Raw genomic sequence first — 23,084 nt, 5'->3', positions numbered from 1 at the left:
CGGCAGCAGGCGGCAAGGTGTCGCCCGGATGAAATCCGGGAATTGCGGAGAGCAAAACGTGGCAAGCCATCAACTCGAATACGAAATCCTCGGTGCATCGGCGCAATCGGTGGAAATCATCCTCGACCCCGGCGAGACGGTGATCGCCGAGGCCGGGGCGATGAACTACATGACCGACGGTGTGCGCTTCGAAACGCGCATGGGCGATGGTTCGTCCAGTGGTCTGCTGGGCAAGCTGTGGAGCGTCGGCAAGCGCATGCTCACCGGCGAGTCGTTGTTCATGACCCACTTCAGCAACGCCGGCAAGCGCCAGGCGCGGGTCGCCTTCGCCGCGCCTTATCCGGGCACGGTTGTGCCCATCGATCTGGCGAAGATCGGCGGCCGGCTGGTCTGCCAGAAGGATGCCTTTCTCTGTGCGGCGCACGGCACCAGCATAGGCATCAGTTTCGCCAAGCGTCTGGGCGCCGGCTTTTTCGGCGGCGAGGGTTTCATCCTGCAGAAGCTCGAAGGCGATGGCCTGGCCTTCGTGCATGCCGGCGGCACGGTAATCCGCAAGGAACTGAACAACGAAACCCTGCGCCTGGACACCGGTTGCCTGGTGGCCTTCAGCAGCGGCATCGACTACGACATCGCCCTGGCCGGCGGGCTGAAAAGCATGCTGTTCGGCGGCGAAGGGATCCTGCTGACTACGCTCAAGGGCACCGGCACGGTGTGGATTCAGAGCCTACCGTTCTCGCGCCTGGCCGAGCGCGTCTATGCGGCGACCGTACAGGCGCGCGAAGAGGTGCGTGCCGGTGGCAAGTAGCCTAAGGACGCTGGCGTTTGTGCTGGCCAGCCTGTGGCTGGCCGGTTGCAGCGGTCTGCTGTTCTATCCCGAGCCGGGGCTGCCGATCACCCCGGAGCGTGCCGGCCTTGAATACCGCGACATCGAACTGCATGCCGCCGATGGCACCCGACTGCACGCCTGGTGGCTGCCGGCCAAGGCTGGTGTCGCGGTCAAGGGCACGGTGCTGCACCTGCACGGCAATGGCGGCAACCTGGCCTGGCACCTGGGCGGTGTGCACTGGCTGCCGGAGCAGGGCTACCAGGTGCTTATGCTGGATTACCGAGGCTATGGCCTGTCCGAGGGCAAACCACGTTTACCGGAGGTCTATCAGGATATCGACGCGGCCTTCACCTGGCTCGACCAGGCGCCGCAGGTCGAGGGCAAGCCGCTGTTCCTGCTGGGGCAGAGCCTTGGCGGTGCCCTCGGTGTGCATTACCTGGCGCAGCAACCCGAGCGCCGGTCGAGCTTGCAGGCCATCGCGCTCGATGGTGTGCCGGCCAGTTACCGCGATGTCGGCCGCTATGCCCTGAGCAGGAGCTGGCTGACCTGGCCGTTGCAGATGGCGCTGTCCTGGCTGGTGCCGGACGGCGACAGCGCGATTCACAGCATCGAACGAATCCAGGGCACGCCCTTGCTGATCTATCACAGTGTTGACGATACGATCGTGCCGCTTTCCAATGGCCAGCGTTTGTATCAAGCTGCGCACCCACCACGCGCCTTTCAGGCGACCCGTGGCCCGCACGTGCAAACCTTCGCCGCGCCCGCCTGGCGTCAATCGCTGCTGGCGTTCTTCGCTGCGCCGCAGGCTTACGTCGAACGGTCGGGGCCGGCTACCGAATCCGCAACAGAGAGTCCGCAATGACCGAACGCAATCCCATCCCTCTGATCCTCACGGGTGTCGCCAGCATCGTCGGCACCATCGGCGTGCTCTGGTACTACGGCTATGTGCATTTCGCCAAACCGGAAGATGCCCTGCTGCTGTCCGATTTCACCATGCTCAAGACCATCCCCGGCGAGGACTACAAGGTTTCGCTGAAGCCGGCCAACCAGGTGGCGCAGTGCATCGACGGCGTGCTGGTGCTGTTCGACCTGCAGCAGAAAGGGCTGACCGGCGTGCTGGTGGATAACAAGAAGCAGGCCGTGCGTTGCATGGGGCAAGAGACTCCGGCTCTGGAGGAGTAAGCTCAGGCGTCCAAAAAGAAACCCGCCATCACAGGCTGTGTGAAAACTACTGCGCTCGGCCATGCTGCGAAAAAAAACGGCTCAAAATGCTCATTTACAGCTCGTAAACTGCGCTTTTTCGCCGTTTTTTGCCTTGCCTGACCTTCGCTCGCTACGTTTTCACACGGTCTGATAGGCGGGTTTCTTCATTACAACGCTGCGATCAGGCGCCGGCAGAGGAGCGCGGAGCCACAGGCTGGTTGTCGTTGGAGATGGTCACCTCCACGCGACGGTTCTGCGCGCGACCGGAGTCGGTGGAGTTATCCGCAACCGGATACTCCTTGCCGTAGCCCTGAGCGACGATGCGCGTCGGCTCCACACCGGCACGGATCAATGCACGACGCACGGACTCGGCGCGGCGCTCGGACAGGCCTTGGTTGTAGCTGGCCGAGCCGACGCTGTCGGTGTAACCCTCGACGATCACCTGGCGCTCCGGATTTTCCTGGAGGAACCGCGCCAGCTGGGTGATGTTGGGCAGCGCGCTGCTCTTGAGTTCGGCCTTGTTGAAGTCGAACAGAACGTCACCGAAGGTCACCAGAGTGCCGCGCTCGGTCTGCTTGGCATTGAGGCTTTCCTGCAGCTTGCGGATCTGGGCGTCGCGTGCATCGAGCAGGGCCTGGGCACGCTGCGCCGAGCTGTTCTTCAATTCGGCTTCGGCGGTACGCAGGGCGATGGTCTGTTTGGCCACCTCGACGCGCTTGTTGGTCAGATAGGCCAGTTGGTCGACCTTCTTCTCGTCTTCCTTGTCCAGGTAGGCCTTGTCGGCCTTGTCCAGCCATTCCTTGGCTTCCTTGGTTTCCAGCGCGGCGACCTTGCTCGCCTGCGGATCGCTCTGCAGCGAGGAGAAGTTGCTGCGCGCCGACTCCAGGTTGGCGTTGGGTTGGTGCGAGCAGGCGGCGAGGCCGACGCTCAGGGCCAGAAGGGCGGGGATCATCACGTGTTTACGCATGGCGTTCATCCTTTGATCTGTCAGCGAATGGGTGGGTGGCACGTCGCTCACTGAGCGTTACGCATGCCTTCCTCACGCAGTTCCTGAACACCCTGGCGGGCGTCCTGCAGTGCTTGTTCGGCCTTGGCAGCCTGAGCCTTGCGTTCGGCGACTCGGGCATCCCATTCGGCCTGTTCGGCCAAGCGGCGGGCTTTCTCGTAGTCCTCGTCGTGCATGGCGATCTCGGCTTCTTTGAGCTTGTCTTGCGCGGCTTTCATTTCCACGGCCGCGAATTCGGTGCCACCAGCGCTGATCGCCGCGTTCACGGCCGACTGCGTCACGGCGTACTGTTCGGTAGGCGGGTTACCGGCGCAGCCAGCGAGCACCAGGCTGCTGCCCAGTACCACGGCGGCCAGTTTGATCCCCTGCAGACGGTTGCGCGGGGCTTTCTCGATACGGGTCTTCATGGCGGCTAACTCCATTTGAAACACTCCTATGAATGACGATATCCGTGACAGCTTGCCCGCCGTGCTGCCCCCTGCCGAGGGTGATGGTGTTGCCACGGCGGCCTGCAATTTGGGACCTGAATATTTCTGGAATGGTTCAGAAAAAATGACAGTGTGCTCACGATTCCGAGAATTTTATGTCGGCCAAGTAATTGATTTATCGAGTCTTTTAGTTCGGGCAGCAAAGCTGCGCGGACAGATCCACCACCCTTGGCGCTAGTGAGTTCAGTGTGATTCGTCCAGGCAAGAGGCGGCGGGGGCAAGTGTTCGGATTAAGACGAACAGCCCCGGGGAGTTGTCGCGTAGAGGCATTCGGGTGATAGCGCCCTACAGACTAAGCGAGCGAGCTTGAGCGGTATATCGAACGAGTGCGACCCGCCAGCGTCAGTGGCTGGTGCCCTTGGTCGACTCGCTCAGCTCGCGCAGGTATTTGCGCGACAGCGCCAGGAAACGCGGAGTCGGACCGATGTCCTCATAGAGAGGATCGCCCTGTTCATCCAGCGCCACCACCTTGTTGCCCTTTACATAGGGCAGGCTGGCCTCCAGTTCTTCCAGCGCCGCGCCGATCAGTTCGCCGAGCAATTCCTCGCTGTGATGCTTGGGATACATCTCGGTAAGCGCCGCCAGGCGAGCTGCCGATTCGACATCCAGATGAATGTGATAGCGGGTCGGAGTCAGATGACCCTTGGCATTCTGTTCCCAGTGTTTTGCCAGTTCGCGAATTCTCATGTCGTCGCTCCTTACGGGGGGGCAGGCGATGCCGGTTGGACTCTCTGCACCTGTCAACAAGCCTAGACCCAGCGCTCAACCCCACCTTCGGACGCGTCGCACCCTTGTAAGAAGTTGGCGCGCTGGGCACTCTGTTGACAATGGTCAGCAGAAGGAGTGCGACATGGCGGAAATAGATGCGCGCCTGCGTGAAGAGGTGCACCTGCTCGGCGAACTGCTCGGGCATACCATCTGCACCCAGTTGGGCGATGAGTTTCTCGACAAGATCGAGCGCATACGCAAGGCCGCCAAGGCCGGCCGCAGTGGCTCTGCTGCTGGCTCCGAGCAGTTGAGCAGCACCCTGGGCGACCTCGGTGACGACGAGCTTCTGCCGGTGGCCCGTGCCTTCAACCAGTTCCTCAACCTGGCCAATATCGCCGAACAGCAACACCGCGTGCGCCGCCGCCGCTCAGGCGAACCCGAGCCTTTCGAGCTGCGCGTGCTGGACGAGTTGCTCGAGCGTCTGCTTGCCGAAGGGCAAAGCGGCGATGAACTGGCGCGCCAGCTGGCGCGTCTGGACATCGAGCTGGTGCTGACCGCACACCCCACCGAAGTGGCGCGGCGTACCCTGATCCAGAAATACGATGCCATCGCCGCGCAACTGACGGCGCTGGATCGCAGCGACCTGTTGCCGGCCGAACGTGAGCGCATCGCCCTGCGCCTGCAACGGTTGATCGCCGAAGCCTGGCACACCGAGGAAATCCGTCGCAGCCGGCCCAGTCCGGTGGATGAGGCCAAATGGGGCTTCGCCGTCATCGAACATTCGCTGTGGCAGGCCGTGCCGCAGTTCCTGCGCCGTGCCGATAAGAGCCTTGAGGCTGCCACCGGCTTGCGTCTGCCGCTGGAAGCTGCGCCGATTCGTTTCGCCTCGTGGATGGGCGGCGACCGTGACGGCAACCCCAATGTCACGGCGCGGGTGACGCGCGAGGTGCTGCTGCTGGCGCGCTGGATGGCGGCCGACCTTTATCTGCGCGATGTCGATAGTCTCGCCGCCGAGCTGTCGATGCAGCAGGCCAGCGATGAGCTGCGCGCACAGGTGGGCGACAGTGCCGAGCCTTACCGCGCGTTGCTCAAGCAACTGCGCGAGCGCCTGCGTGAGACGCGCAGCTGGGCGCAGCAGGCGCTGACGTCGGATATCGCCGCGGGGCCTTCGGTGTTGCAGGACAACCATGATCTGCTGGCGCCGCTGCAGCTGTGCTACCAGTCGCTGCACCAGTGCGGCATGGGCGTCATAGCCGATGGCCCGTTGCTCGACTGCGTGCGCCGGGCCGCGACCTTCGGCCTGTTCCTGGTGCGCCTCGATGTGCGCCAGGACTCTGCCCGGCACGCCGCGGCGCTGTCGGAAATTACCGATTACCTCGGTCTCGGTCGCTACGCCGAGTGGGATGAAGAGGCGCGCCTGAGTTTCCTCCAGCGTGAACTGGACAGCCGCCGTCCGCTATTGCCGAGCGACTATCGCCCCTCGGCCGATACGGCCGAAGTGCTCGCCACCTGCCGTGAGGTGGCCGCTGCTCCCGCTGCCTCGCTGGGCTCCTACGTGATCTCCATGGCCGGTGCCGCTTCCGATGTGCTGGCGGTGCAACTGCTGCTGAAGGAAGCCGGGTTGCGCCGTCCGATGCGCGTGGTGCCACTGTTTGAAACCTTGGCGGACCTCGACCACGCCGGGCCGGTGATGGATCGTCTGCTGGGGTTGCCCGGTTATCGCGCGCGTCTGCATGGCCCGCAGGAAGTGATGATCGGTTATTCCGATTCGGCCAAGGATGCCGGTACCACCGCCGCTGCCTGGGCTCAGTACCGTGCTCAGGAGGAGCTGGTGCGCCTGTGCCGCGAGCATCAGGTCGAGTTGCTCCTGTTCCACGGTCGCGGTGGCACCGTGGGCCGTGGAGGCGGCCCGGCTCATGCGGCCATTCTGTCGCAACCGCCGGGTTCGGTGGCGGGACGTTTCCGCACCACCGAACAGGGCGAGATGATCCGCTTCAAGTTCGGCCTGCCGGATATCGCCGAGCAGAACCTCAACCTGTATCTCGCGGCTGTGCTGGAAGCCACGTTGCTGCCGCCGCCGGCCCCGCAGCCGAGCTGGCGTACGATGATGGACCGCCTTGCCGACGTCGGCGTGAAGGCCTATCGCGGCGTGGTGCGCGAGCATCCGCAGTTCGTCGAGTATTTCCGCCAGGCCACGCCGGAGCAGGAGCTGGGGCGCCTGCCACTGGGCAGTCGGCCGGCCAAGCGGCGTGAAGGCGGTGTGGAGAGCCTGCGCGCGATCCCGTGGATCTTCGCCTGGACCCAGACGCGGCTGATGCTGCCGGCCTGGCTAGGCTGGGAGCAGGCGCTGGGGCAGGCGCTGAGAGGTGGCGATGCCGAGGTGTTGAAGGACATGCGCGAACACTGGCCGTTCTTCCGTACGCGCATCGACATGCTGGAGATGGTGCTGACCAAGGCCGACGCCAGCATCGCTGCCCTGTACGACGAGCGATTGGTCGAACCGGCGTTGCTGCCGCTGGGTGCGCAGTTACGCGACCTATTGTCGCAGGCCTGTGCTGCCGTACTCGAACTGACCGGGCAGTCGCGTCTGCTCGCGCATAACCCGGAGACCCTTGAATCGATCAGCGTGCGCAACACCTATCTCGACCCATTGCACCTGCTGCAGGCCGAGCTGCTGGCGCGCTGCCGGCAACGCGAACAGGCGCCGGAGAGCCCTCTGGAGCAGGCGCTGCTGGTCAGCGTGGCGGGTATCGCAGCGGGTTTGCGCAACACGGGTTGAGGGGCGGCGGGCGCTGGCCGACGCATGTCCGTTCAGCGCCACATGCCAGGTTCAGGGCGTCGGGAGGAGGTTTTTTATCCGACTTTTGGCGGCTTGTGCGCCTGGGGTGCGCTGTGTATCTTGAGCAGCCTTTTTGGCCGCTGCGGCTGCCGCACAACATTCAAGAGATTGGCCCCACGAGGCGAGTCCGACCGATTACTACATAACTCTTGAGGAGCACATCGATGCGCGTGATTCTGCTGGGGGCGCCCGGTGCCGGCAAAGGTACCCAGGCTCGCTACATCACCGAGAAATTCGGCATTCCGCAAATCTCCACCGGTGACATGCTGCGCGCAGCGGTCAAGGCTGGCACCGAGCTCGGCCTGAAGGCCAAGAGCGTGATGGACGCCGGCGGTCTGGTCTCCGACGACCTGATCATCAATCTGGTCAAGGAGCGCATCGCTCAAGACGATTGCGCCAACGGCTTCCTTTTCGATGGTTTCCCGCGCACCATCCCGCAAGCCGAAGCGCTGCGCGATGCCGGCGTAGCCCTGGATCACGTAGTGGAAATCGCCGTCGACGACGAGGAAATCGTCAAGCGTCTGTCCGGCCGTCGCGTTCATCCTGCATCCGGGCGCGTGTACCACACCGAATACAATCCGCCGAAGGTTGCCGGCAAGGACGACCTGACCGGCGAGGAGCTGGTTCAGCGCGAGGATGACAAGGAAGAGACCGTGCGTCATCGCCTGTCCGTTTACCACTCGCAGACCAAGCCGCTGGTGGACTTCTACCAGAAGCTCTCCGCTGCGACCGGTACGCCGAAATGCAGCCACATTCCGGGCGTAGGCAGCGTCGAAGAAATCACCGCGAAGACCCTGGCCGCGCTGGACTGAGTCCACCTCGCCAGCCGTCAGCGAAGCAGGGCCCCGAAAGGGGCCTTGGTCGTTTATGGAACACGGAAAGGTTCTGCTGGCTCCGGGACAGGTGTCGGCTAGTATCGATGGTGCAAGCCTCCGGCCTGCTCGGAGGCGTGTCGATAACCTATAAGGAAGAGGGCATTAAATGACCGAGAAACGCATCTGGCTGGGCCTTGCGGTATCGCTGTTGAGCACTCCGCTGGTATTTGCCGAGACCGCCGCACAGGGCAGGACCGACTGTTCGGTCGCGCAATTCACCATGGGCTTGCGCTTCCAGCAGCAGTCCGCGGAGGTCCAGGCGCTGCAGCTGCAGGCTTACAACATCGCCACGGAGAAGCTCGACAAGGCCGTTGCTGCGGCAAAGGATCCGTCGAAGCTGGCCATCGTCACCGACCTCGATGAAACCGTGATCGACAACAGCGCCCTGTTGGCCCGCGACCTGGCCAACTGTCACCAATACGATGCCTGGGATACCTGGCTGCCCTGGGAGCGCGACGGCACGCCGGAGCTGATTCCCGGCGCGAAGAAATTCCTCGAACACGCCGACAAGCTCGGCGTGACCATCCGCTACATCTCCGACCGTGCCGACGAGCAGAAGCAATACACCCTGGCCACCCTGACCAAGCTCGGATTGCCGCAGGTGTCGGAAGACAGCGTGCTGCTGCTCGGCCCGCCCAAGGTCGAACGTCGCGCCATCGTCAGCGCCGATCACCAGATCGTCATGCTGCTGGGCGACACCCTGCACGACTTCGATGCGCGCTTTCGCAAGACGCCGCTCGATGCGCAGCGCAAGACCGTCGCCGACGAGGCCGGCAAGTGGGGCGTCGAGTGGATCGTGTTCCCCAACGCCGGCTATGGCACCTGGTCCAAGGCACCGCTCAAGGGCTGGGAGGCCGAGCCGGTGGTCGAGCCCTGGTAAGAACCTGTTCAAAGTCTGCTGCGCGTCGGCGCTGCCGCGTTAAAAACAGGCTTGCATTGCTCCAGCTCGCGAGACTTTGAGCAGCCTCTAAGGGCGCCCGTTGGTCGCTCCTCGCACGCCGAGGGCCGTCATGGCGCTGGAAAAAAAACTGTCGAGCCGGTCTAATGCCGGCTCTTTTACTTCAACCGTCCGAACGCAATGACCACTCTCCTGGCCCTGGATACCGCCACCGAAGCCTGCTCCGTCGCGCTGCTGCATGACGGTCGTGTACTCAGCCACTACGAAGTTGCCCCGCGTCTGCATGCGCAGCGCCTGTTGCCGATGATCCAGCAACTGCTGGGTGATGCCGGTATCGCAGCTTCGGCGCTCGACGCCATCGCTTTCGGTCGTGGTCCCGGTGCCTTCACTGGCGTGCGCATCGCCATCGGCGTGGTGCAGGGCCTGGCCTTCGCCCTGGACAGGCCGGTGCTGCCGGTCTCCAACCTGGCCATGCTGGCCCAGCGTGCGTTGCGTGAACAGGGTGCCGCCCAGGTCGCTGCAGCGATCGATGCGCGCATGGATGAAGTCTATTGGGGCTGTTATCGCGCCGAGGCAGGCGAGATGCGTTTGCTCGGTCAGGAAGCGGTGCTGCCGCCCGAGCAGGCCGAAGCGCCGCGTGGTAGCGATGGTGAATGGTTCGGCGCCGGTACGGGGTGGGGCACCTTTGCCACGCGTATCGCCCTCAAGCCCGCGAGCATGGACGGCAGCATGCTGCCGCATGCCGAAGACCTGCTGAGCCTGGCCCGTTTCGCCTGGGCGCGTGGCGAGGCTGTGCCGGCCGATCAGGCGCAGCCGGTGTACCTGCGCGATCAGGTCGCCACGCCGAAAGCGGCGCCAGCATGACAGCTGGTCGGATGTTTGACGTCAAGAGCATCCTGGCATTTGCCAAGTGCGGTGCCCGCCGCTACATTGCCAGCACTGCCCACTGTTCAGCCGAGCCCACCGAGCAACCCTAGATGCGGATCGATGGTTATCTACCTTCCTACTCGCCAGATCGCGGCCCCCGTTCGGGGACTGCGGTCACGCCCTATCGCGAGGCGCAGCGGGAAGTCGAGGCCAGACGTGAAGTGCCGGCTGCTCCGGCCAGCAGTCAGGGGCTCGAGCAGACTCCGCAGATCCGTCGTGTGCAGGCCAGCAGCAGTAATAGCGATAGCCTGCCGTCCCGCGCCCAGGATCTGGGCTATCAACAGCCGGCGCTGAGCAATCGTGCTGCTCAGGCGTTGGCCAGCTACAGCACCACCGCCGCCTACGCCAACGAGTACGATGCGCAGGAAGTACTCGGCCTCGATCTTTACGCGTAACTCCGTTCCATGGCGTGATTCGCGCCCCTCAGCCAGGTCCGTTACATAGATCGATGAGCGTCGCGTTTCCCTATTTTCTTGGTTGTCCATCCTGGAGCGAAGCGGCCTGGCGCGCCACGCTCTATCCGCAGGACACGCGGCCTACGGAGTTTCTTGGCCGCTATACCGAGGTGTTCAACGCGGTAGAAGGCAACACCACGTTCTATGCCAGGCCCAACGAGCAGACGGTCGCCCGCTGGGCATTGGCGATGCCGGCGCACTTTCGTTTCTGCGCCAAGTTGCCGCGCGATATCAGCCACAGCGACGATCTCTGCCAGCAGCTCGATGAGGTCGTGCAGTTCCGCCAGCTGCTGGCGCCGCTTGGCGCGCGGGTTGCGCCTTACTGGCTGCAACTGCCGGCCGCCTTTGGCCCTTCGCGGTTGGCCGAGCTTGCGGCGTTCATCGAGCAGTGGGGCGACTGGCCGCTGGCCGTCGAGGTGCGCCACCCGGAGTTCTTCGCCAAGGGTGATGCCGAGCGCGTGCTCAATCGTCTGTTGCACGAGCGAGGTATCGAGCGCATCTGCCTGGACTCGCGTGCCCTGTTCAGCTGTGACTCGCAGGAGCCGGCCGTGCTCCATGCGCAGGCCAAGAAACCGCGCCTGCCGACCCGGCCTGCGGCGTTCAGCCAGCATCCACAGCTGCGTTTTATCGGCCATCCCGAACTGCTGGCCAACGATCCCTTCATGCAGCCCTGGCTGGACAAGGTCGCCGGCTGGATCGAACAGGGGCTTGCTCCGTATGTCTTCGCGCATACCTCCGACAATCGCCTGGCCCCCGAGCTGGCAAGGCGTTTTCACCAGCAGCTGATGCAGCGCCTGCCGGGGTTGCCTGAATTGCCAATCCTGCGAACGGAACCGGAACTGGAGCAGCTCGGCCTGCTCTGATGGAGAATGAATATGCTGATACGGATAATCGGCCGTTTGCTGTTTCTTTCCCTGCTGCTGGGTGCGGCGCTGCTGGTGGCGCTGTGGCGTGGCTGGCTGGAGGTGGCGCCGCGTTTCAACCCTTGGGCGCCGCTTGACGTGCGAGAGGCACCAAACCTGCTGACCTCATTCAAGCTCTGGCGCCTGAGCGAGGATCGGGCGCTGTGCGACCTGGCCCTGGCGACGTCCGACCTGCGCTTCACGCGCCTGGATGACAGTACGCCTTATCCCGGCTGCCCGATTGAAAATGCCGTGCGTATCCAGGGAGCCAACGTCGGTTTGAGCAGTAGCTTCATGGCGACCTGCCCGTTGGCGGTGAGTTTCGCCCTGTTCGAGCGCCATGGGCTGCAGCCTGCTGCGCAAGCGGTGTTCGGTCAGCCGGTAAGCCGTGTCGAGCACGTCGGCAGCTTCGCCTGCCGCAGTATCGCCGGCAGCCAGCGACCCAGCCAGCATTCCTATGCCAACGCGCTGGACATGGTAGGCTTTCGCCTGCGTGACGGCCAGCGCATCAGCGTGCTGCGTGACTGGCCGGGGGAGGGGGACAAGGCGCGCTTTCTGCGTCTGGTTCGGGACGCGGCCTGCGACAGCTTCAACGTCACCCTTGGGCCGGAATACAACGCTGCCCACCGTGACCACTTTCACGTCGACATGGGCATGTGGCGGATGTGCCGCTAATAGCCTGTTTGCGAGTTGTGGCGCTGTTGTGATCCGCTCGCGGCTGCACTGGCTTGCCGCTTCGGCACAGGGCGGACGTTCACGTTCGATGCGGCTGTCGGCGGCCGGGTCTGGCAGAATGCCGCTTCCTCTAAATCGGCCGGTGGTCGATGCTTTGAATGATTCCTTGAGCAGAACGAGCCCATGACCGACGAGCGGCACAACGCCAGCATCCGCATCCAAGCCCTGCATCCTCAGTACGCCGAAGCGGCGGCCCAGTGGGCGTCACGCCTGGGCCTGGCGCTCGAGGGGGAAACCGAGTTCGCCCTGCAACTGGGCGATGACGGGCTGCAGCTGGTCGAGCTGGGCGACAAGGCACCTGGCCCGGTGCGGGTGGATTTCGTCGAGGGTGCGGCGGCGCATCGACGTCAGTTCGGCGGTGGCAGTGGGCAGATGATCGCCAAGGCGGTGGGGGTGCAGTCGGGGATTCGCCCGCGCATTCTCGACGCGACGGCAGGGTTGGGGCGCGATGCCTTCGTGCTGGCCAGCCTGGGTTGCGACATGACTCTGATCGAGCGCCAACCGCTGGTCGCCGCGCTGCTGGAAGATGGCCTGCAACGTGCCGCGCTCGATCTCGAAGTGGCGCCCATCATCGCACGCATGCGCCTGCTCACCGGCAATGCCATCGAGCTGATGCGCACCTGGCAGGGGGATGCGCCGCAGGTGATTTACCTCGACCCGATGTTCCCGCATCGCGACAAAAGCGCGCTGGTGAAAAAGGAAATGCGTCTGTTCCGACCCTTCGTCGGCGACGATCTGGACGCGCCCGCTCTGCTCGAGGCAGCGCTGGCGCTGGCCAGCCACCGGGTGGTGGTCAAACGTCCGCGCAAGGCGCCGGCCATCGAAGGCTGCAAGCCGGGTTATGTGCTGGAAGGCAAATCCAGTCGCTACGACATCTATCCGAAGAAGAAGCTGGAAGCCGGCAGCTAGTGTGCGGCGCACGCCGTCAGGGTCGATAGGCGCGCAGAAACAGTTGCACCGAGTCCTGCACATGACGCTCCGCGGCCTCGCCCTCCAGCGGCTCGGCGCAGCCGATCAGCAGGCGGAAATGTGCGCCGCCCTTGAGCAGGCTGAAGAAATGATCGGCGGCCAGGTGCGGATTCTCCAGGCTCAGCAGGCCGCGCTGAGCCGCCTTGTGCAGTAGCACTTCCATTTCTTCCTGCACCCGTTTCGGGCCGGCTTCGTAGAACATCTGCGACAGCTTGGAGCCCTGGCTGGCCAGGCTCACCATCATTCGATGCATTTCCACCGATTCGCGGCTGTTGACCAGCGCCAGGAAGCCGCGGGCGATGCCCAGTAGCTGGCTTTCCAGTGGCACGTTGTCAGGCAGCTCGAACAGCAGTTCCGGCAGTTGTTCCTGGCACTTGGCCTTGATCGCCGCAGAGAACAGGGTCTCCTTGTCGGTGAAGTGGCTGTACACGGTGAGCTTGGAAACCCCGGCCTCGGCGGCGATCGCGTCCATGCTGCTGCCGTCGTAACCGTTGCGCAGGAACAGGCTCTTGGCCGCTTCGAGAATGGCGCGGCGTTTGGCGGGATCCTTCGGACGACCGGGGCCGGAAGGTTGTAACAACTTGTCGGGCATTGGTGAATTTTAATACTGGACTGGCGAGTTTGCTATTTTTACTATACCCGGCAGTACAAATATTCCAAAGGGCAACTCCAATAGCATCGACGCAGATAGCGCGTGCTCGAGGGCCAGCCCCAAACCTTCTTCGAAAGGTCTTACACATGTCCCGCCACGTTCTCCCCCTGATCGCATCCCTGGGTCTGGTCCTTGTGTTGTCTGCCTGCGGCAACGGTGAGCAGATGGAGCAGCCGGTTCGCCCGGCCATGGTGGTGCAGCCACAGCCGGCCAGTGCTCTGGTCGACAGCTATCCGGGTGAGGTGCGCGCGCGCTACGAGCCGGAACTGGCCTTCCGCATTGCCGGCAAGGTGAGCAAGCGCATGGTGGATGTCGGTGAGCGGGTGAAGAAGAACCAGGCGCTGGCCGAGCTGGACCCCCAGGACGTACGTCTGCAGCTGGAGGCCACGCGCGCGCAGATGGCGGCGGCAGAGGCCAACCTGCAGACCGTGCGCGCCGAGCGCGAGCGCTACAAGACGCTGCTGGGGCGCAATCTGGTCAGCCGCTCGCAGTTCGACAACGTCGAGAATCAATACCGCGCTGGCGAAGCCCGTCTGAAACAGATCAAGGCCGAATACGACGTGGCGCGCAACCAGACCGACTACGCCGTGCTGCGCGCTTCGCAGGATGGCGTGATCGCCCGCCGTGCGGTCGAGGTCGGGCAGGTGGTGGCTGCCGGACAAACCGTGTTCACCCTGGCAGCCGATGGCGAACGTGAAGTGTCCATCAGCCTGCCGGAGCAGAGCTTTGGCCGTTTCGAGATCGGTCAGGCGGTCGAGGTGGAGCTGTGGTCGCAGCCCGGCCAGCGCTTCCCCGGGCGCATTCGCGAAATGGCACCGGCAGCTGATCCGCAGTCGCGAACCTTCGCTGCCCGCGTCGCCTTCAGCGAAGGCAAGGTGCCGGCCGAGCTGGGGCAGAGTGCGCGCGTCTTCATCGCCAGCAATGGCGAGGTGCCGCTGGCCGTGCCGCTGTCGGCTCTCAGCGCCGAGCAGGGCCAGGCCTTCGTCTGGGTCATCGACCCCCAGGAGCAAACCGTGCAGCGCCGGCCGGTCCGCGTAGGCGCCTATGGTGACGACCGTGTGCCGGTGCTGGAGGGACTTTCCGCTTCCGACTGGGTGGTGGCCGCTGGTGTGCAGATGCTGCGTGAGGGCCAGAAGGTGCGCGCCGTGGATCGCGACAATCGCAACGTCGAACTGGCAGCCAAGGAGTAAGCCGGCATGAGCTTCAACCTGTCTGCCTGGGCGCTGCGCCATCGCCAGATCGTTCTCTACATCATGCTGCTGTTCGCCGTGGTGGGCGCATTGTCGTACACCAAGCTGGGGCAGAGCGAAGATCCACCCTTCACGTTCAAGGCCATGGTGATTCGCACCAACTGGCCGGGCGCCAGCGCCGAGGAAGTCTCGCGCCAGGTTACCGAGCGCATCGAGAAGAAGCTGATGGAGACCGGCGAGTACGACCGCATCACCAGCTTCTCCCGACCGGGTGAGTCGCAGGTCACCTTCATGGCGCGCGACTCCATGCGCAGCTCACAGATTCCCGAGCTGTGGTACCAGGTACGCAAGAAGATCAGCGACATCCGCCACACATTGCCGCCCGGCATCCAGGGGCCGTTCTTCAACGACGAATTCGGCACCACCTTCGGCAACATCTATGCCCTGACCGGCAAGGGATTCGACTACGCGGTGCTCAAGGACTACGCCGACCGCCTGCAGCTGCAACTGCAGCGGGTCAAGGACGTCGGCAAGGTCGAGCTGGTGGGCCTGCAGGACGAGAAAATCTGGATCGAGCTGTCCAACACCAAACTGGCGACCCTGGGCCTGCCCTTGTCTGCGGTACAGCAGGCGCTGGAGGCGCAGAATGCGGTGGCAGCGGCCGGCTTCTTCGAAACGGCCAGTGAGCGTATCCAGCTACGCGTAACCGGACGCTTCGAGTCGGTGGAGGAGATTCGCAACTTCCCCATTCGCGTCGGTGACCGCACCTTCCGCATTGCCGATGTCGCCGAGGTCAAACGGGGGTTCAACGATCCACCTGCGCCGCGCATGCGCTTCATGGGGGAGGACGCCATCGGTATTGCCGTGTCGATGAAGGACGGCGGCGACATCCTGGTACTGGGCAAGGCGCTGGAGGGCGAGTTCGCCCGCCTGCAGCAGACCCTGCCGCTGGGTATGGAACTGCGCAAGGTGTCGGATCAACCGGCGGCGGTGAAGGCCGGCGTGGGCGAGTTCGTCAAGGTGCTGGTCGAGGCGCTGGTGATCGTGCTGGCGGTCAGCTTCTTCTCCCTGGGCGTGCGCACCGGCCTGGTGGTGGCTCTGGTGATCCCGCTGGTGCTGGCGATGACCTTCGCCGCCATGTATTACCTGGGGATTGGCCTGCACAAGATCTCGCTTGGCGCGCTGGTGCTCGGCCTGGGCCTGCTAGTGGACGACGCGATCATCGCGGTGGAGATGATGGCGATCAAGATGGAGCAGGGCTATGACCGCTTCAAGGCCGCCAGCTTCGCCTGGACCAGCACTGCGTTTCCCATGCTCACCGGCACCTTGATCACCGCCGCGGGCTTTCTGCCCATCGCCACCGCGCAGTCCGGCACGGGCGAGTACACCCGTTCTATCTTCCAGGTGGTGGCCATCTCGCTGATCGCCTCGTGGATCGCGGCGGTGATGTTCGTGCCCTATCTGGGCGACAAGCTGCTGCCGGATCTGGCCAAGCTGCACGCGGCGAAACATGGCGGCAGCGATGACGGCCACGACCCCTACTCGACGCCGTTTTACCGCCGCGTACGCGCCACGGTTGAGTGGTGTGTGCGCCGTCGCGGCATCGTCATCCTGTTGACCATCGGCTTGTTCATCGGCTCGGTATTGCTGTTCCGCTTCGTGCCGCAACAGTTCTTCCCGGCCTCGGGTCGTCTGGAGCTGATGGTCGACATCAAGTTGGAGGAGGGCGCTTCGCTGAGCGCCACGGAGGCCGAAGTGCGTCGCCTGGAAGAACTGCTCAAGGAGCAGACCGGCATCGACAACTATGTCGCCTATGTCGGCACCGGCTCACCGCGTTTCTACCTGCCGCTGGATCAGCAGCTGCCGGCGGCGAGCTTCGCCCAGTTCGTCGTGCTGGCGTCGAGCATCGAGGAGCGCGAGCGCCTGCGCACCTGGCTGATCCAGACAATGAACGACCAGTTCCCTGCACTGCGCAGTCGCGTCAGCCGCCTGGAGAACGGCCCACCCGTAGGCTATCCGATCCAGTTCCGCGTCAGTGGCGAGCATATCGACGAGGTACGTGCCCTGGCTCGCCAGGTAGCGGACAAGGTGCGCGAGAACCCGCATGTGGTGAACGTGCATCTGGACTGGGAGGAACCGAGCAAGGTGGTGATCCTCAACATCGATCAGGATCGTGCGCGTGCGCTGGGGGTCAATACCGCCGAACTATCGCGCTTTTTGCAGGGCTCGCTGTCCGGCACCAGCGTCAGCCAGTACCGCGAAGGCAACGAGCTGATCGAGATTCTCCAGCGTGGTACGCCACAGGAGCGCAAGGCGCTGAGCCTGCTGCCGAGCCTGGCGGTGCCGACCGACAGTGGGCGCAGTGTGGCCCTGTCGCAGGTGGCGACGCTGGAATACGGTTTCGAGGAAGGCATCATCTGGCATCGCAATCGCCTGCCCAACGTTACCGTGCGGGCCGATGTCTATGGCAAGGAGCAGCCGGCCAGCCTGACCCAGCAGATCCTGCCGACCCTGGAGCCGATCCGCGCCGAATTGCCCGATGGTTACCTGCTGGAGGTAGGCGGTACGGTAGAAGACTCGCAGCGCGGGCAGAAATCGGTGAACGCCGGTGTGCCGTTGTTCATCGTGGTGGTGCTGACGTTGCTGATGCTGCAGCTCAAGAGTTTCTCGCGCTCGGCCATGGTGTTTCTCACCGCGCCGCTGGGGCTGATCGGCGTGACGCTGTTCCTGCTGATCTTCCGCCAGCCGTTCGGTTTCGTCGCCATGCTCGGCACCATCGCCCTGGCCGGGATGATCATGCGCAACTCGGTGATTCTGGTGGATCAGATCGAGCAGGACATCAGCCACGGCCTCGATCGCTGGCACGCCATCATCGAAGCCACGGTACGGCGCTTCCGCCCCATCGTGCTGACAGCGCTGGCGGCCGTGCTGGCGATGATTCCGCTGTCGCGCAGCGTGTTCTTCGGGCCGATGGCCGTGGCCATCATGGGCGGCCTGGTGGTCGCCACTGCGCTGACCCTGCTGTTCCTGCCGGCGCTTTACGCGGCTTGGTTCCGGGTCAAGGAGCGCGAGGTGCGCTAGCGCCACAGGCGTTTGGGCGTTTCGCCGTAAAGCGCCCGGCGGGCGTGGCGGGGCAGGTGGCGGATATGGATAATGCGCGGTTTTCGCTGGCCCCGCCCGGGGCCGACGGGACGCCATCGTCCCGTGTTCGTCGGACGGCGCTGCTGCCGTCCCGTCTGGAGTCGTCATGTTCAGCCCGCTCGTCACCTTCCCGGCCCTGTATAGCGCCACCTTACTCATGCTGGCCGGTTCAGGGTTGTTCAGCACCTACATGGGCCTGCGCCTGACCGGGGAAGGCGCCGGTGACAGCTGGGTTGGCGGCCTGATGGCGGCCTATTATTTCGGCCTGGTTTGCGGTGGCAAGTTCGGCCACAAGCTGATCGCCAGCGTTGGTCATATCCGCTCCTACGTCGCCTGCGCCGGCCTCGCCACGGTGATCGTGCTGTTACACATACTGGTCGAGCGTCTGGAGGTCTGGCTGTTGCTGCGCTTCGTAATGGGCGCGGTAATGATGAACCAGTACATGGTGATCGAGAGCTGGCTCAACGAGCAGTCGGAAAATCATATGCGCGGCAAGGTGTTCGCCGGCTACATGGTGGCCGTGGACCTGGGCCTGGTCGTGGGCCAGGGCCTGCTGGCGATGAGCCCTACTCTGGATTACAAGCCGCTGGTGCTGGTGGCGATCTGCTTCGCCTCCTGCCTGATTCCGCTGGCCGTGACCCGCCGCGTGCACCCGGCCAAATTGGTGGCAGCGCCGCTGGAAATCGGTTTCTTCTGGAAACGCGTGCCGCAGGCGCTGGGCAGCATTTTCGTCGCCGGGCTTATGGTCGGTGCCTTCTACGGCCTGGCGCCGGTTTACGCCAGCCGCAGCGGACTGGATACCGCGCAGGCGAGCCTGTTCGTAGCCATGTGCATCATCGCCGGTTTCTGCGCGCAGTGGCCGCTGGGCTGGTTGTCCGATCGTCTGGACCGCAGCTGGCTGATTCGCGGTAACGCCATTCTGCTGTGCTTGACCGCCGTTCCCATGTGGGGGCTGTTCGACCTGCCGTACTGGTTGTTGCTGGCCAACGGCTTCGTCACCGGCATGTTGCTGTTCACCCTGTACCCGTTGGCCGTGGCGCTGGGTAACGACCATGTCGAGCAATCGCGCCGGGTGGCGCTGTCCGCCATGTTGCTGACCACCTATGGCGTTGGCGCCTGCATCGGTCCGTTGCTGGCCGGCTTCATGATGCAGCACTTCGGGCCGGGCATGTTCTACATGCTGGTATCGCTCTATGCCGTGGTGCTGATCGTCTGGGTGCAGCCCAAGCGTGTCACTGGCCGGCACCGGGTCGACGAGGCGCCGCTGAGTCACGTGCCGATGCCTGATACGGTCAGCCCCATGGCCGCGGCGCTCGACCCGCGCGTGGATGAAGTGCCGGAAGAATTGCTGGTGGATGCGCCCCCCAGTATCGGTCGCTCCGATGGCGAACCGGACCCGCAGAAATAAGCGCAGACAATGAAAACGGGAGCCATCGGCTCCCGTTTCTTTATCCAGCAGTTTGGACTTACTCGTCCATTTGCGATTGCAGGTAATTCTGCAGGCCAACGGCTTCGATCAGGCTCAGCTGGGTTTCCAGCCAGTCGATGTGCTCTTCCTCGGAGCAGAGGATTTCCTCGAGCAGTTCGCGGCTCGCGTAGTCACCGATACTTTCGCAGTAGGCGATGGCGGCTTTCAGATCGCCGTGCGCCTTATGCTCGATCTTCAGGTCGCACTCGAGCATTTCCTTGGTGTTTTCACCGATCAGGATCTTGCCCAGGTCCTGCAGGTTGGGAATGCCTTCGAGGAAGAGAATGCGCTTGATCAGCTTGTCGGCGTGCTTCATCTCGTCGATCGATTCGTGGTACTCGTGCTCGCCGAGCTTTTTCAGGCCCCAGTCTTCATACATACGCGCATGCAGGAAGTACTGGTTGATGGCGACCAGTTCGTTACCAAGAATCTTGTTCAGGTGTTGAATGACCTTCTTGTCGCCTTTCATGACCGCTCCAACTGTATCAATGACTGTGATGGCCTTGAATTTTCTGCCGGCTTCTTTCCGCTGTCAAACCTAAGTTCTTGAAACATAAGTAAAAATAAAACTGAATAAGAATGTTTTTATTCCGCAACTTGGTGCCAAGTTATTGAAATGGCGCAATAAAAAAGTTGCTAATAGTTCGGCCGTAACGCAATCGGCTGGAAGCCGTCGATATTTTATTTTTTTACGGACATAAAAAAGCCCCGCAAGGCGGGGCATCGGAGCACGCGAAATATCAGGCGGCATGAGCCGAATGCGGATCACGGCTGTTCAGATAGTCCTGCAGGCGGGCCTGCTGTGTCGGCGTCATGAACAGCCCCAGCTTGCTGCGCCGCCAGAGAATATCGGTGCTGCTGCGGGCCCATTCTTCACGGCGCAGATAGTCCACTTCACGGGTGTAGAGGCCGGCGCCAAGGTGTTCGCCGAGGTCGGTCAGGTTGTGCACGCCTTCGAGCAGGTGCCAGGTGCGGCTGCCGTAAGAGGCAGCCCAGCGCCTGGCCAGGCTGGAGGGCAGCCAGCCATGGCGTTCGCAGAGGGCTTCGACCAGTGCGCTCTGGTCTTGCATGTCCTCGCCGCCAGGCAATGGGGCGCTCGCCGTCCAGCTCGGACCGAGTTTGCTGAAGTAGGGCGCCAGTTGCTGCATGGCCGACTCGGCCAGCTTGCGGTAGGTGGTCAGCTTGCCGCCGAATACCGAGAGCAACGGCGCTTCGCCCGGCGTTCCGGAGAGCGACAGGGTGTAGTCGCGGGTGATGGCCGAAGGCTCATCGGACTCGTCATCGCACAGCGGGCGCACGCCAGCGAAGCTGTGCAGCACGTCGGCCCGGCCAAGTTGTTGCTTGAAGTGGTCATTGACCACCTTGAGCAGGTAATCGGTTTCTTCGGCGGTGATCGCCACCTGGGCGGGATCGCCCTGGTATTCGCGGTCGGTTGTACCGATCAGGGTGAAGCGTTCCAGATAGGGAATGGCGAAGACGATGCGGCGGTCTTCGTTCTGCAGTATGTAGGCCTGTTCACCGTCGTACAGGCGCGGTACGACGATATGGCTGCCCTGAATAAGACGGATGCCATAGGGCGACTGTTGCTTGAGGTCTTCACGGATGAAGCGCGCGACCCAGGGGCCGGCGGCGTTGACCAGCGCGCGGGCACGAATCGACAGCAGGCTGCCGTCGCTGCGCTCCAGGTGTATATGCCACAGCCCCTTGCTGCGACGGGCGCTGACGCAGCGCGTACGTGGGTGAATGTGTGCGCCTTTCTCCCGTGCGGCCATGGCGTTGAGCACCACCAGACGGGCATCGTCTACCCAGCAATCGGAGTATTCGAAGCCTCGGCTGATTTCTGCCTTAAGCGGGCTGCCGGCACCGAAGCGCAGGCCGCGTGATGCGGGTAGGCGCTTACGCTTGCCCAGGTGATCGTAGAGGAACAGGCCGGCGCGGATCATCCAGGCCGGACGCAGATGCGGGCGGTGCGGCAGGACGAAGCGCATCGGTTTGACGATGTGCGGAGCCTTTGCCAGCAGCACCTCGCGCTCGGCCAGGGCTTCGCGTACCAGGCGGAACTCGTGGTGCTCCAGATAGCGCAGGCCGCCGTGGATCAGCTTGCTGCTGGCAGAGGAGGTGTGGCTGGCCAGGTCGTCCTTTTCGCAAAGGAACACGGACAGGCCGCGACCGGCTGCATCGGCTGCGATGCCCACCCCATTGATACCGCCGCCAACGACGGCGAGGTCATAGACTTCCGCAACGGGGCTGGTGAAGGGATCGTGGGGCATAGGGCACGCTCGGCTATTGGATTCGAATGTGTTTATGTTCACTTTCGAAAATATCCTAGACGAACATGCGCAACTTCGCTACCCCGGCGCGCGATTGCGCGCCGAGTGGTGGTGAAAGGAGCTTGGGCGTCGTTCGGAGGGAGCGTGCTCAGACCAGGTCGAGCTGGACCTTGTGGCTGTTCAGCAGGCGGGTGATGGCGGCGGAGGGCGCGCTATCGGTGAAAACGCGGTCGACCAGGGCGATGGAGCCCAGGCGCACCACGGCGTTACGGCCGAACTTGCTGGAATCGGCGGCGAGGAAAACCTGCCGGGCATTTTCGATGATGGCCTGGGAAACGCGCACTTCCTGGTAGTCGAAATCGAGCAGGCTGCCATCTTCGTCTATGCCGCTGATGCCGACGATGGCGTAGTCGACCTTGAACTGCTGGATGAAGTCCACCGCCGCCTGGCCGACGATGCCGCCATCGCTGCGCACCGTACCGCCGGCCACCAGAACCTCGAAGTCGGCCTTGGCGCTGAGCTGAGCGGCCACGTGCAGGTTGTTGGTGATGATCTTCAGACCCTTGTGGTTCTGCAGTTCACGGGCGATGGCCTCGGTGGTGGTACCGATGTTGATGAACAGCGAGGCGTGGTCGGGAATCTGCGCCGCCACGGCTTCGGCAATGCGCTGCTTCTCCTCGCGCATCTGCCCGGCGCGCATGCCATAGGCGGTGTTCTGGATGCTCGAGGCTTCGCAGGCGGCGCCGCCATGGGTGCGGCGCAACAGGCCGTGCTCGGCCAGCTGGTTGATGTCGCGGCGGATGGTCTGCGGCGTGACGGCGAACGCCTGGGCCAGTTCGTCGATGCTGACGTAGCCGCGTTCACGGGCGAGATTGAGGATGTCGTGCTGGCGGGGAGCGAGATTCATGAGCGCTTCCTGTGATGGTCACCCATTATAGGCTGTAGATGCGGAGGATTTCGGCCTGTTAATGTAGGGCATCTTTCCCAGTGTTTTCACATTCGAACATGACGCCTGCAATCGATCTGTTGAAGAAGGCCAAGGCCGAACACCGCGTACACAGTTACCAGCACGACCCCAAGGCGCCGTCCTACGGGCTGGAGGCGGCGGAGAAACTGGGCCTGGCGCCCGAGCGCGTATTCAAGACACTGCTCGCGGCCACCGAGAAGGGCGAGCTGCTGGTGGCCGTGGTGCCGGTGGCCGGCAGCCTCGATCTCAAGGCGCTGGCGGCGGCTGCCGGAGCGAAGAAGGCCGATATGGCCGACCCGACGGCAGCGCAGCGTGCCACCGGCTATCTGGTCGGCGGCATCAGCCCGCTGGGGCAGAAGAAGCGCCTGCGCACCTTCATCGACGAGTCGGCGCGCCTGCATTCCACCATTCATGTCAGCGGCGGCCGGCGTGGGCTGGAGCTCGAGCTCTCGGCCGACACCCTGGCCCAGCATACTCAGGGACACTTTGCCGCTATCGGCAAAGCCTGAGCCGCGCAGTATGCTGCAAGCAAAATAAGTCATCCTGCGGTCAACAGCAGCGATCG

At 63.6% G+C, this 23,084-nt stretch carries 23 protein-coding genes; 16 read left to right on the top strand and 7 right to left on the bottom strand.

The window, feature by feature from the left end:
* Positions 1 to 58: 58 nt before the first annotated feature.
* The 3 genes from DXK50_RS08315 to DXK50_RS08305 are packed head-to-tail and all read left to right on the top strand — an operon-like array spanning position 59 to position 2,008.
* The gene (locus tag DXK50_RS08315) at positions 59 to 805 is read left to right on the top strand and encodes a TIGR00266 family protein (protein WP_013716783.1); all 747 of its coding nucleotides are present in this window, start codon (positions 59 to 61) and stop codon (positions 803 to 805) included.
* Positions 795 to 1,688 carry an alpha/beta hydrolase gene (locus tag DXK50_RS08310; protein ID WP_212629967.1) on the top strand — a complete coding sequence of 298 codons (894 nt, stop codon included), beginning with the start codon at positions 795 to 797 and terminating at the stop codon, positions 1,686 to 1,688. The genes DXK50_RS08315 and DXK50_RS08310 overlap by 11 nt, the downstream gene beginning before the upstream one ends.
* Positions 1,685 to 2,008: a hypothetical protein gene (locus tag DXK50_RS08305; protein WP_212629966.1), complete on the top strand. Its 324-nt coding sequence runs from the start codon at positions 1,685 to 1,687 to the stop codon at positions 2,006 to 2,008. The genes DXK50_RS08310 and DXK50_RS08305 overlap by 4 nt, the downstream gene beginning before the upstream one ends.
* 202 nt (positions 2,009 to 2,210) lie before the next feature.
* Here DXK50_RS08305 and DXK50_RS08300 read toward each other — a convergent pair whose 3' ends face one another.
* Positions 2,211 to 2,996: an OmpA family protein gene (locus DXK50_RS08300; RefSeq protein WP_161865226.1), complete on the bottom strand. Its 786-nt coding sequence runs from the start codon at positions 2,994 to 2,996 to the stop codon at positions 2,211 to 2,213.
* Positions 2,997 to 3,043: 47 nt separating this feature from the next.
* Positions 3,044 to 3,457 (bottom strand): DUF4398 domain-containing protein, encoded by a 414-nt coding sequence (locus DXK50_RS08295; protein WP_233787592.1) that lies wholly within the window; start codon positions 3,455 to 3,457, stop codon positions 3,044 to 3,046.
* A gap of 13 nt (positions 3,458 to 3,470) precedes the next feature.
* On the opposite strand from DXK50_RS08295, the gene DXK50_RS08290 reads away from it, so the two are divergent.
* The gene (locus DXK50_RS08290; protein ID WP_212629965.1) at positions 3,471 to 3,701 is read left to right on the top strand and encodes a hypothetical protein; all 231 of its coding nucleotides are present in this window, start codon (positions 3,471 to 3,473) and stop codon (positions 3,699 to 3,701) included.
* Positions 3,702 to 3,865: 164 nt separating this feature from the next.
* On the opposite strand, the gene DXK50_RS08285 is transcribed toward DXK50_RS08290, so the two are convergent.
* Positions 3,866 to 4,210, bottom strand: coding sequence for a pilin assembly protein (locus tag DXK50_RS08285; RefSeq protein WP_161865224.1), 345 nt, complete (start codon positions 4,208 to 4,210; stop codon positions 3,866 to 3,868).
* A gap of 163 nt (positions 4,211 to 4,373) precedes the next feature.
* On the opposite strand from DXK50_RS08285, the gene ppc reads away from it, so the two are divergent.
* From ppc to DXK50_RS08245, 8 genes are all read left to right on the top strand, one after another.
* On the top strand, positions 4,374 to 7,010 hold the full coding sequence (ppc, locus tag DXK50_RS08280) for a phosphoenolpyruvate carboxylase (RefSeq protein ID WP_212629964.1): 2,637 nt from the start codon (positions 4,374 to 4,376) through the stop codon (positions 7,008 to 7,010).
* A gap of 224 nt (positions 7,011 to 7,234) precedes the next feature.
* Positions 7,235 to 7,882 carry an adenylate kinase gene (adk, locus tag DXK50_RS08275; RefSeq protein ID WP_017362788.1) on the top strand — a complete coding sequence of 216 codons (648 nt, stop codon included), beginning with the start codon at positions 7,235 to 7,237 and terminating at the stop codon, positions 7,880 to 7,882.
* Between the two features lie 169 nt (positions 7,883 to 8,051).
* Positions 8,052 to 8,825 (top strand): 5'-nucleotidase, lipoprotein e(P4) family, encoded by a 774-nt coding sequence (locus DXK50_RS08270; RefSeq protein ID WP_212629963.1) that lies wholly within the window; start codon positions 8,052 to 8,054, stop codon positions 8,823 to 8,825.
* 198 nt (positions 8,826 to 9,023) lie between these two features.
* On the top strand, positions 9,024 to 9,707 hold the full coding sequence (tsaB, locus tag DXK50_RS08265) for a tRNA (adenosine(37)-N6)-threonylcarbamoyltransferase complex dimerization subunit type 1 TsaB (RefSeq protein ID WP_212629962.1): 684 nt from the start codon (positions 9,024 to 9,026) through the stop codon (positions 9,705 to 9,707).
* A 113-nt stretch (positions 9,708 to 9,820) separates the two neighbouring features.
* On the top strand, positions 9,821 to 10,165 hold the full coding sequence (locus DXK50_RS08260) for a hypothetical protein (protein WP_212629961.1): 345 nt from the start codon (positions 9,821 to 9,823) through the stop codon (positions 10,163 to 10,165).
* Between the two features lie 53 nt (positions 10,166 to 10,218).
* Entirely contained in the window at positions 10,219 to 11,088 is an 870-nt protein-coding gene (locus tag DXK50_RS08255) for a DUF72 domain-containing protein (protein WP_212629960.1), read from the top strand.
* A 12-nt stretch (positions 11,089 to 11,100) separates the two neighbouring features.
* Complete coding sequence (locus DXK50_RS08250) at positions 11,101 to 11,802, top strand: extensin-like domain-containing protein (protein WP_212629959.1); 702 nt, start codon at positions 11,101 to 11,103, stop codon at positions 11,800 to 11,802.
* A 183-nt stretch (positions 11,803 to 11,985) separates the two neighbouring features.
* Positions 11,986 to 12,771, top strand: a complete 786-nt coding sequence (locus tag DXK50_RS08245; protein ID WP_212629958.1) for a class I SAM-dependent methyltransferase — start codon at positions 11,986 to 11,988, stop codon at positions 12,769 to 12,771.
* A 16-nt stretch (positions 12,772 to 12,787) separates the two neighbouring features.
* Here the strand turns inward: DXK50_RS08245 and DXK50_RS08240 are convergent, their stop codons facing one another.
* Positions 12,788 to 13,423, bottom strand: coding sequence for a TetR/AcrR family transcriptional regulator (locus DXK50_RS08240; RefSeq protein WP_212629957.1), 636 nt, complete (start codon positions 13,421 to 13,423; stop codon positions 12,788 to 12,790).
* 146 nt (positions 13,424 to 13,569) lie between these two features.
* Here DXK50_RS08240 and DXK50_RS08235 point away from each other — a divergent pair, with 146 nt between their 5' ends.
* From DXK50_RS08235 to DXK50_RS08225, 3 genes are all read left to right on the top strand, one after another.
* Positions 13,570 to 14,673: an efflux RND transporter periplasmic adaptor subunit gene (locus DXK50_RS08235; protein ID WP_161865215.1), complete on the top strand. Its 1,104-nt coding sequence runs from the start codon at positions 13,570 to 13,572 to the stop codon at positions 14,671 to 14,673.
* A 6-nt stretch (positions 14,674 to 14,679) separates the two neighbouring features.
* On the top strand, positions 14,680 to 17,754 hold the full coding sequence (locus DXK50_RS08230) for an efflux RND transporter permease subunit (RefSeq protein ID WP_212629956.1): 3,075 nt from the start codon (positions 14,680 to 14,682) through the stop codon (positions 17,752 to 17,754).
* 166 nt (positions 17,755 to 17,920) lie between these two features.
* A complete protein-coding gene (locus DXK50_RS08225) occupies positions 17,921 to 19,222 on the top strand; it encodes an MFS transporter (protein ID WP_161865213.1) in 1,302 nt (433 codons plus the stop codon).
* A gap of 58 nt (positions 19,223 to 19,280) precedes the next feature.
* Here DXK50_RS08225 and bfr read toward each other — a convergent pair whose 3' ends face one another.
* The 3 genes from bfr to DXK50_RS08210 all read right to left on the bottom strand — a co-directional run bounded on the left by bfr (position 19,281) and on the right by DXK50_RS08210 (position 22,459).
* Positions 19,281 to 19,751 carry a bacterioferritin gene (bfr, locus tag DXK50_RS08220; RefSeq protein ID WP_161865212.1) on the bottom strand — a complete coding sequence of 157 codons (471 nt, stop codon included), beginning with the start codon at positions 19,749 to 19,751 and terminating at the stop codon, positions 19,281 to 19,283.
* Between the two features lie 271 nt (positions 19,752 to 20,022).
* The gene (gene glpD, locus DXK50_RS08215) at positions 20,023 to 21,552 is read right to left on the bottom strand and encodes a glycerol-3-phosphate dehydrogenase (protein ID WP_161865211.1); all 1,530 of its coding nucleotides are present in this window, start codon (positions 21,550 to 21,552) and stop codon (positions 20,023 to 20,025) included.
* Positions 21,553 to 21,700: 148 nt separating this feature from the next.
* A complete protein-coding gene (locus tag DXK50_RS08210) occupies positions 21,701 to 22,459 on the bottom strand; it encodes a DeoR/GlpR family DNA-binding transcription regulator (RefSeq protein WP_212629955.1) in 759 nt (252 codons plus the stop codon).
* A 98-nt stretch (positions 22,460 to 22,557) separates the two neighbouring features.
* Between DXK50_RS08210 and ybaK the strand changes: the two genes are divergently transcribed.
* Positions 22,558 to 23,028 (top strand): Cys-tRNA(Pro) deacylase, encoded by a 471-nt coding sequence (gene ybaK, locus DXK50_RS08205; RefSeq protein ID WP_024309310.1) that lies wholly within the window; start codon positions 22,558 to 22,560, stop codon positions 23,026 to 23,028.
* Positions 23,029 to 23,084: the final 56 nt, after the last annotated feature.

The organism is Pseudomonas sp. KB-10 (assembly GCF_018221585.1).
Classification (GTDB): Bacteria; Pseudomonadota; Gammaproteobacteria; order Pseudomonadales; family Pseudomonadaceae; genus Aquipseudomonas; species Aquipseudomonas yangonensis.
This window is presented reverse-complemented; position numbering and strand designations above follow the sequence as displayed.